The organism is Actinomyces sp. HMSC065F12 (genome assembly GCF_001814535.1).
Classification (GTDB): Bacteria; Actinomycetota; Actinomycetes; order Actinomycetales; family Actinomycetaceae; genus Pauljensenia; species Pauljensenia radingae_A.
On the sequence record NZ_KV817037.1, the window covers coordinates 1 to 1307 of the forward strand.

At 54.1% G+C, this 1307-nt stretch carries 1 protein-coding gene; it reads right to left on the bottom strand.

Annotation, left to right across the window (positions count from 1 at the left end; genetic code table 11):
* Positions 1-22: 22 nt before the first annotated feature.
* A protein-coding gene (locus HMPREF2975_RS10210; protein WP_413772600.1) for an IS3 family transposase occupies positions 23-1266 on the bottom strand; the annotation gives its coding sequence in 2 pieces (ribosomal slippage) (positions 23-969 and positions 969-1266; 1245 coding nt in all).
* Positions 1267-1307: the final 41 nt, after the last annotated feature.

Here is a 1307-nt window from a genome sequence, read left to right on the forward strand (position 1 = left end):
TGAAGTGTCCTGGGTTTTGTTCCTAGGCTTGTGCCTTGATTTCCATTATTTCTCGACTGGGGTGGTGTTCCCAAAATTCGGCTTCTACTTCAGCCGGCGTGCGGTAGCCCAGGCTCTGGTGGAGCCTTGACTCGTTCCACCAATTCACCCACTCAAACGTGGCAATCTCAACATCAACCACGTCGGTCCACAACCTGGTATGAATCAGCTCGTTTTTGTAGGAACCGTTGACGTTTTCAGCCAGTGCATTGTCATAAGAGTCACCAATAGTACCGGTCGACGCGATAATTCCATGCTCAGCAAGACGCTCATTGTAGATAATGCTCACATATTGCGAGCCGTGATCCGAGTGGTGAACTAGACCGGTGGTCTTCTTGGCGCACACAATGGCTTGATTGAGTGCTTGCAACGGCAACGCTTCGGTGCGCATCGAGTCAGACAACGCCCAGCCGACGATCCTCCGGGAGAACACATCCGTCACGAAGGCGGCGTACACAAACCCTTTTCTGGTGCGCACATAGGTAATGTCTGCCACCCATAGCCGATTAGGCCCACAGGCTCGAAACTCACGACTCACCAAGTCGGGGCGAGTATCGGGTCCCTTGGGCTTATGTGTCGTCACGGGAGACCGGCCTTTACCTTTGCCAGAAACCCCTGCAAGGCGCATCAGACGCGCGGTCTGTTCACGTCCAATGTCGATTCCTTCACGGCGCAGCGCGTGCCACATTTTGCGAATCCCGTAGACACCGTAGTTTTGTTTATGAACTTCGGTAATGCGCTCTACTAGGGCGGCGTCGCGAAGGCTACGGACACTTAATCCCCGAGCCTTAGATTGGCGGTACCCACGAGAGGTAAGGAAGCCGCCAACACGGTGTGTGTTTAACGTCGTGCAGATGAACTCGACGGTGAAATGATTCCGGTATTTATCGATGAATTGGATCATTTCCGACGTTTTGGGTCGAGTTCCGATGCGAAAAAAGCCGACGCGGCCTTTAACAGCTCGTTGGTGTCGCGAAGTTCTTGATTCTCACGCCGAAGCTTGGCTACCTCTGCCACGAGGTCTTCGGGCAACGGCTCGGCAATACGACCGTCGCGACGAGCAGCTTGTGTCCATTGCCGAGCAGTATGCCATGACACGCCCAGCTTCGGCGCCACTGCCTGGCACGCAGCCTGCATCGACATGTTCTCTGCCAGGATGCGATCCTCCACCAAGCGAACGACGCGGTCCTTCGCATCCTGATCAAATTTTCTTGGCGTATTCCAGATTTTCCCATCTACTCAAACGGAACAAAACCTGGGACACTTCA